This window comes from Roseateles sp. (genome assembly GCF_039929605.1).
Classification (GTDB): domain Bacteria; phylum Pseudomonadota; class Gammaproteobacteria; order Burkholderiales; family Burkholderiaceae_C; genus Pelomonas.
On the sequence record NZ_JBDSQX010000082.1, the window covers coordinates 1 to 6,827 of the forward strand.

The following is a 6,827-nucleotide window of genomic DNA, read 5'->3' on the forward strand; positions in this document are numbered from 1 at the left end:
AACGCGCACCCGACCCAAAGCCCGACAGCCTCCTAGGGCAGACACCAATTTGCATGCACTTGCACTCAACTATATCATTACCTAGACTAACGATAAACCACTATCGCACGATCATGACCACTGAGCATGCCCAGGCAGCCCCGGACCTCGTCACCCTCGCCATCGACGGCGCCATCGCCACCCTCACCCTGAACCGGCCCGCCAAGCGCAATGCGCTGAGCCTGGGCATGATCCGGGCCATCGACCAGCACATCGCCTCGCTGCCCGAGTCGGTGCGGGTCATCGTGCTGGCCGCCAACGGCGATCATTTCAGCGCCGGGCTGGACCTGAGCGAGCTCGGCGAGATGTCGGCCGCCGAAGGCGTGTTCCATTCCCGTGCCTGGTATGAAGTGTTCGACCGCCTGCAGTTCGGCCGGCGGCCGGTGGTGGCCCTGCTGCATGGCGCGGTGGTGGGCGGCGGCCTGGAGCTGGCGGCCTGCGCCCACGTGCGCGTGGCCGAGCACAGCGCTTACTTCGGGCTGCCGGAAGGCCAGCGCGGCATCTTCCTGGGCGGCGGCGGCTCGGTGCGCATCACCAAGCTGATGGGCTTCTCGCGCGTCACCGAGATGATGCTGACCGGTCGCACCTACAACGCCGACCTGGCGCTGCAGGTGGGCCTGGTGCATCACTGCGTGCCGGACGGCGAAGGCATGGCCAAGGCGCTGGAACTCGCGCAGCGCATCGCCGGCAACGCCCCCATGTCCAACTTCGCCATCATGCACGCCCTGCCCCTGATCGCCGAGCAGCCGATGTCGCACGGCCTCATGACGGAGTCGCTGGTGGGCGCCATCACCCAGTCCGCCCCCGAGGCCAAGGCGCGCATGGCGGAGTTCCTTGCCAAGCGGGCGGCCAAGGTCGAGCGCAGCTGAGCCCGGCCATGACCGCCGCACCCTACCGCCCCGTGGCCTTCGGGCCCTATGGCGCCGACATCACGCCGCAGCCCGACGGCGGCTGCGTGATCCGCGCCCACCAGCCGCTGGCCGCCTACCCGCGCCGCTTCACCGAGCACCTGCTGCACTGGGCCGCCGTCGCACCGGACCGCAGCTTCATGGCCCAGCGCGAGCGCGGCACGCTGGGCACGCCCGGCCGCCCCTGGCGCCACCTCAGCTATGCCGAGGCCGCTGCCCAGGTGAAGGCGCTGGGCCAGGCCTTGCTGGACCTCGGCCTGTCGGCCGAGCGCCCCCTGATGCTGCTGTCGGGCAATGACATCGAACACGCCTTGCTCACACTGGCGGCCATGCATGTGGGCGTGCCGGTCGCGCCGGTCTCGCCCGCCTACTCGCGGCTAGACCCGCAGGCGGCCAAGGTGGTGCAGGCGGTGGCGCTGTTGCAGCCCGGCCTGGTGTTTGCCGCCGATAGCGAGGCTTACGGCCCGGCGCTGGACAAGGCCGTGCCCCCCGGCACGCCGGTGCTGCTGAGCCACGGCCAGCGGCCGGGCGCCCTGCGCATGCACGACCTGCTGCGCACCGTGGCGACGCCCGCCGTGGACGCGGCCTTCGACCGGGTGGCGGCCGACACGGTGGCCAAGCTGCTGTTCACCTCGGGCTCCACGCAGGCGCCCAAGGCCGTCATCAACACGCACCGCATGCTCTGCGCCAACCAGCAGATGTACGCCCAGTGCTACCCCTTCCTGGAAGCCGAGCCGCCGGTGCTGGTGGACTGGCTGCCCTGGCACCACACGGCCGGCGGCAATGCCAACTTCGGCCTGGTGCTGCGCAACGGCGGCAGCCTCTACATCGACGAGGGCAAGCCGACCGAAGAAGGCATGGCCGAGACGGTGATGAACCTGATGGAGGTGTCGCCCACGGCCATCTACACCGTGCCCAAGGGGCTGGAGATGCTGGCCCACCGCATGGCGCACAACCCGGCGTTGTGCGACCGCGTCCTGGCCAAGCTCAAGCTCATCTTCGCGGCGGGTGCGGCCATGCCGCAGTCGGTCATCGAGCTGGTGGACCGCCTGGCCACCGAGGCGCTGGGCCAGCGCATCCCCATGACCATGGGCCTGGGCATGACCGAGAGCGGCCCCTTCGCCGTGTCCCACCATCTGCCGGGCTGGCAGCAGGGCATCATCGGCCTGCCCGCGCCGGGGGTGGACCTCAAACTCGCGCCGGTGGGCGACAAGCTGGAGGTGCGCTACCGCGGCCCCAGCATCACGCCCGGCTACTGGGGCCAGCCCGAGCTGACGGCGGCGGCCTTCGACGAAGACGGCTTCTTCTGCAGCGGCGATGCCGCGCAATGGATAGACCCGGCCCAGCCCGGGCGCGGCCTGCGCTTTGACGGCCGCATCGCCGAGGACTTCAAGCTCATCACCGGCACCTGGGCCAACGTCGGCCAGCTGCGCGCCCGCGCGATGGCTAACGCCCTGCCCTATGTGCATGACGTCGTCATCACCGGCGACGGGCGCGATGCGCTGGGCCTGCTGGTGTTCCTGGCCCCTGCGGCGGCCGAGCTGGCTGCCGCCGATGCCCCCCACGAGGCGGCCGCCTGGGCTGCCGACCCCGGCGTGCGCGCCTGGGCCCAGCGCTGGCTGGACGCGCTGGCCGCCACCGGCACCGGCAGCGCCAGCCGCATCGGCCGTGCCCTGCTCGTGCCAGGTGTTGCCAGCGCCGCGCAGGGCGAGGTGACGGACAAGGGCTCGCTCAACCAACGTGCCGTGCTGCGCGCGCGGGCGGCGCTGGTGGAGCGCCTCTATGCCGACCCACCGCCCGCCGACGTGCTGCTGGCGCAAGGAGCCGCTCGGTGAGCGCCACCAACCTGCAGGACCTGGTGGCCATCGACATCCACACCCACGCGACCGTCTCCACGCGCAACGCCTTCGATCCGGTTGCCGATGCCTTCGACCAGGCCATGGCCAGCTACTTCAAGGAGGCCATGCCGCGCCCGACCATCGCCGAGACGGCCGCCTACTACCGCGAGCGCCGCATGCTGGCCGTCATCTTCTCGGTGGACACCGAGCGCGGCATGGGCCAGGTGCGCATCAGCAACGAGGAGGTGGCCGAGGAGGCCGCGCAGCACCCCGACGCCCTCATCCCCTTCGCCAGCGTCGACCCGCTGCGCGGCAAGATGGGTGCGCGCGAGGTGCGCCGCCTGGTGGACGACTTCGGCGTGCGCGGCTTCAAGTTCCACCCCTCGGCCCAGGCCTTCTACCCCAACGACCGCGCCTGCTACGCGGTCTACGAAGCCATTGCCGCCACCGGCCTGCCCGCCATCTTCCACAGCGGCCAGACCGGCATCGGTGCCGGCATGCGCGGCGGCGGCGGCATCCGCTTGAAGTATTCCGACCCGATGTTCCTGGACGACGTGGCGGTCGACTTCCCCGACATGCCCATCGTCATCGCCCACCCCTCCTTCCCCTGGCAGGAAAACGCGCTTGCCGTGGCCACGCACAAGCCCAATGTCTGGATCGACCTGTCCGGCTGGTCGCCCAAATACTTCCCCGACATCCTCGTCAAATACGCCAACGGCCTGCTCAAGAAGAAGATGTTGTTCGGCTCCGACTTCCCCGCGCTCACGCCCGAGCGCTGGATGGCCGACGCCGCGCACGCCGGACTGCGCCCGGAGGTGATGCCGCTGCTGCTGAAGGACAACGCCGTGCGCCTGCTGCGCCTGGACGAGCACCCCGTCTGGGGCCGCTACCAGCGCCTGCAGCCGCCGGCCGGCGCGGAGTGCTGCTGATGGACCAGCCGCTGCTGGTGCTGGTGCCCGGCCTGCTCTGCGACGACAGCGTCTGGCAGCCGCAGGTTCAGGGCCTGTCGGGCCACGCGCGCTGCTGGGTGGCGCCCAACGACGGCCACGACAGCCTGCCGGCGCTGGCCGCCGAACTGCTGCGCCAGGCGCCGGCCGAACGCTTTGCACTGGCCGGCCATTCCATGGGCGGGCGCATCGCGCTGGAGGTGATGCGCCAGGCCCCCGAACGCGTCGACCGCCTGGCCTTGCTGGACACCGGCTGGCAGCCGCGCGCTGGCGGGGAGCCCGGTGAAGCCGAGCGCCGCCAGCGCCTGGCCTTGCTGGCCGTGGCGCGCGAATCGGGCATGGCTGAAGTCGCGCGGCGCTGGCTGCCCGGCATGGTGAGGCCAGCGGCTCAAGGCGGCGCGGCGTTCGCGCAGATGCAGGCCATGGTCGAGCGACGCACGCCGGAGCAGTTCGCCGCGCAGATGCAAGCCCTGCTGGGCCGCCCGGATGCCGGCGACGTGCTGGCCCGCGTGGACTGCCCTGCCCTCGTGCTGTGCGGCCAGGACGACCAATGGAGCCCGCCCCAGCGCCACGCGGCCATGGCCGCATTGATCCCCGCTGCGCGGCTCGTGCTGGTGCCCGACTGCGGCCACATGAGCACGCTGGAGCAACCCGCCGCCGTCAACGCCGCGCTGGCCGACTGGCTGGACGCGGGGCGCACGCCATGCTGATCGACGAGCTTGAGATGCTGCAGGCCGAGGCCGGCTGCCGCCGCACCGTGCTGCGCAGCGCCCATTGCATCGACACCCCCGACCCCGCCGGCCTGGCCGCGCTGTTCACGCTGGGCGGCGAACTGCACCGGCCCGCGGGCGAGCCGGTGCAAGGCAGGGCCGCCATCGAAGCAACCTACCGCAGCCGCCCCGCCGAGCGGCTGACGCGGCATCTGGTCGTGTCGACGCTGGTGGAGATGCAGGCGCCCGACGAGGCCTGTGCGCTCAGCCGCGTACTGCTGTGGGTGGGTGATGCCGGCGCAATCCACCGGCTCAAGCACCGGATGAAGCTGGAGAGCGTCTCGGGTTTGTTGCAGCAGGCGCTGCTGATCGACGTGGCGGCCAAGGTGCTGGCGGACAACCTTGCGTCGCTGCTGTGCGCGGCTGCTGCGAGCCAAGCCGACTAGGCGGCCACGTCGCAGCGCTGCAATCGCAGCTACGCGGCAGACTTGACGGCCCGCCTGCTGGCGCCGGTGCTGCTGGCCGTGGGCGACGTGACCAAGGCCATCGGCGACGCGCTGGACTTGCTGGGCCGCACTGCTCAGAAATACATCCCCGGCCGTTCCCGACCTCGGCCCAAGCGCACCGTCAAGCCGCATCCCAGCGTCGTTTACAAGGGGTGACGGGGCTTAAGTTCGGTGGATTGCCCACAAGCCGGGCTTGAGTGGCTGAAGGTCAAGTTAGGGATTTAGATTTAGGACCGGACCCCGAGCCCGCGCCAGCTTGCCCGCCCCTCTGACATAACGGCCAAAACAAGCGCCAACGCCGCCCGCTCAGACCGCCCGCAGCAGTCCCGCCACGCATCCGGGCACTCACCGCTGCCACCCAGCGCCGTTCACGCGACTGGCTCCCTCGAATCTATTTGCAGTGGCCCGCCACCCGCCGCGCCGCCTTGCCCCGGGCTTGTCCAACAAACGGATCAGATCGCGGCAAGCGCGATCTATCCTTACTCGTTAGATTCTGGCGCCGAACACCTCAGGCCCCCGCGACGTGACGAGAAGCAGCTCACGCTGCCGCAGCCCTCATCATTTGAACCAGCTCGCCTTCGGTTCTCGCCGATGGCGGATTCTGATGGGCCGGCAGTTCCCCGTCCGCGATGAGATCCGACATCTGGGAATACTCGTCTTCTCCCAGCCACAAGCATGCTGCGGCGGCACTTGGAAACTGGTGACGCTGACCGTCGCAATCCAGGACTTCAGCATCTCCGCTGGCGACAACAGTCAGGCGCGCCCAGACCTTGCGCTCAGGAAGCGCCGACCAATCCAGCCACCATGAACATTCGCCCTGGTTCATACGAAGAATCTAACGTCAAAACTCAGCGGGCGGCGAAGCCGTCCGCTGCAGTGATAGGTTGGGCCGCGTTTGTGCTTCCATGCTCACTCCTACTGAGTCTTGCTCATGCCGACTTCGCGCAGCGCGTCGAGCGCCAGCCACCCGAATGACCGACCAGTTCCTGGCAGGTGCGCTGAAGTGGAAACTTGCTCCGAAACGTCCTCAAGCTCAAAGTGTTCCAACCGACCAGAACCTTCCAGCAGGCGCGAGCCGAATGCCTCGTCCGCTACGAACTTTAGGAAGGCTCCCGAGTTGGTGAGCCACATGCCGTAATGCACCCAACAACCCTGATCTGGCACCGAACGAAGTTCCACCAGGATGCCGGCGCCGGCGTCGTACCCCGAATTGCGAGCATCGCCCGAAGCCATTCAAACCGTTCTGGATGATTTGCACACGATCGCGCGACATCGACGATTTCTACGCCGCGCTCCGCGGCCTGGAATTGAACGTTCCTTTGCTTGCCCATGCGCGCCTTCTACGCTGCCCAACGTGGGCGCTCAGCGGGCGGCGGAGCCGTCCGATGGAGCAACGGGTTAAAACTACTTCCAGTCATGTGAAAGCAACTCGATTGGTATTGGGTCGCCCCAAGTCCTCCAGCCTTCCTTCTCTAACTTTTCGAACCACATGTCTCGTCTGGATTCAGGGAGACGAGAACCACAAAAGGGGCAGTGGTGGATTTGAAGGATTTCCGAGGAAGGTTGGCAGATAAGCCCGTACTCGTCGAATACAGGGGACCAATAGATACGTTTGTCGGTTGACCCCTGCAAAGGACTCTTCGCTTCAGGAAACGCCATGTTCGCCTGCTCGGACATTTCGGCGCAGCAATGCCCGTTCGGGTAGCTTGATTCGCCAGTCAGAACGAGTGAGAAGGTCATGAGCTTTAACGTCGGAGTTGTGGGGCGGCGAAGCCGTCCCACACGAACGACCGGTTGAACGTCACTGCTTGCCTCCCGCAACGCCCTTGCCCTTTGCGGATGCGATGAGTTCAGCCACGTCTTGGCCGGTCAGCCGAGC

Annotated in this window: 9 protein-coding genes; 6 read left to right on the forward strand and 3 right to left on the reverse strand. The window is 68.3% G+C overall.

Annotated elements, in window-relative coordinates:
* Positions 1–113 precede the first annotated feature (113 nt).
* From ABIS05_RS11310 to ABIS05_RS11335, 6 genes are read left to right on the forward strand one after another with little or no spacing between them, the layout of a single operon-like run.
* Entirely contained in the window at positions 114–908 is a 795-nt protein-coding gene (locus ABIS05_RS11310) for a crotonase/enoyl-CoA hydratase family protein (protein ID WP_348011044.1), read from the forward strand.
* An 8-nt stretch (positions 909–916) separates the two neighbouring features.
* On the forward strand, positions 917–2,782 hold the full coding sequence (locus ABIS05_RS11315) for a feruloyl-CoA synthase (protein WP_348011045.1): 1,866 nt from the start codon (positions 917–919) through the stop codon (positions 2,780–2,782).
* Entirely contained in the window at positions 2,779–3,714 is a 936-nt protein-coding gene (locus ABIS05_RS11320; RefSeq protein ID WP_348011046.1) for an amidohydrolase family protein, read from the forward strand. Before ABIS05_RS11315 ends, ABIS05_RS11320 begins: the two co-directional genes overlap by 4 nt.
* Positions 3,714–4,442, forward strand: a complete 729-nt coding sequence (locus tag ABIS05_RS11325; RefSeq protein WP_348011047.1) for an alpha/beta hydrolase — start codon at positions 3,714–3,716, stop codon at positions 4,440–4,442. The genes ABIS05_RS11320 and ABIS05_RS11325 overlap by 1 nt, the downstream gene beginning before the upstream one ends.
* Positions 4,436–4,888: a nuclear transport factor 2 family protein gene (locus tag ABIS05_RS11330; RefSeq protein WP_348011048.1), complete on the forward strand. Its 453-nt coding sequence runs from the start codon at positions 4,436–4,438 to the stop codon at positions 4,886–4,888. The genes ABIS05_RS11325 and ABIS05_RS11330 overlap by 7 nt, the downstream gene beginning before the upstream one ends.
* A 42-nt stretch (positions 4,889–4,930) precedes the next feature.
* The gene (locus ABIS05_RS11335) at positions 4,931–5,104 is read left to right on the forward strand and encodes a hypothetical protein (RefSeq protein WP_348011049.1); all 174 of its coding nucleotides are present in this window, start codon (positions 4,931–4,933) and stop codon (positions 5,102–5,104) included.
* Between the two features lie 382 nt (positions 5,105–5,486).
* Here ABIS05_RS11335 and ABIS05_RS11340 read toward each other — a convergent pair whose 3' ends face one another.
* The 3 genes from ABIS05_RS11340 to ABIS05_RS28220 form a co-directional block, all read right to left on the reverse strand.
* Complete coding sequence (locus tag ABIS05_RS11340) at positions 5,487–5,774, reverse strand: hypothetical protein (RefSeq protein ID WP_348011050.1); 288 nt, start codon at positions 5,772–5,774, stop codon at positions 5,487–5,489.
* Positions 5,775–5,863: 89 nt separating this feature from the next.
* Positions 5,864–6,181 (reverse strand): hypothetical protein, encoded by a 318-nt coding sequence (locus tag ABIS05_RS11345; protein WP_348011051.1) that lies wholly within the window; start codon positions 6,179–6,181, stop codon positions 5,864–5,866.
* A 171-nt stretch (positions 6,182–6,352) separates the two neighbouring features.
* On the reverse strand, positions 6,353–6,688 hold the full coding sequence (locus tag ABIS05_RS28220) for a DUF6980 family protein (protein ID WP_407074853.1): 336 nt from the start codon (positions 6,686–6,688) through the stop codon (positions 6,353–6,355).
* Positions 6,689–6,827 lie beyond the last annotated feature (139 nt).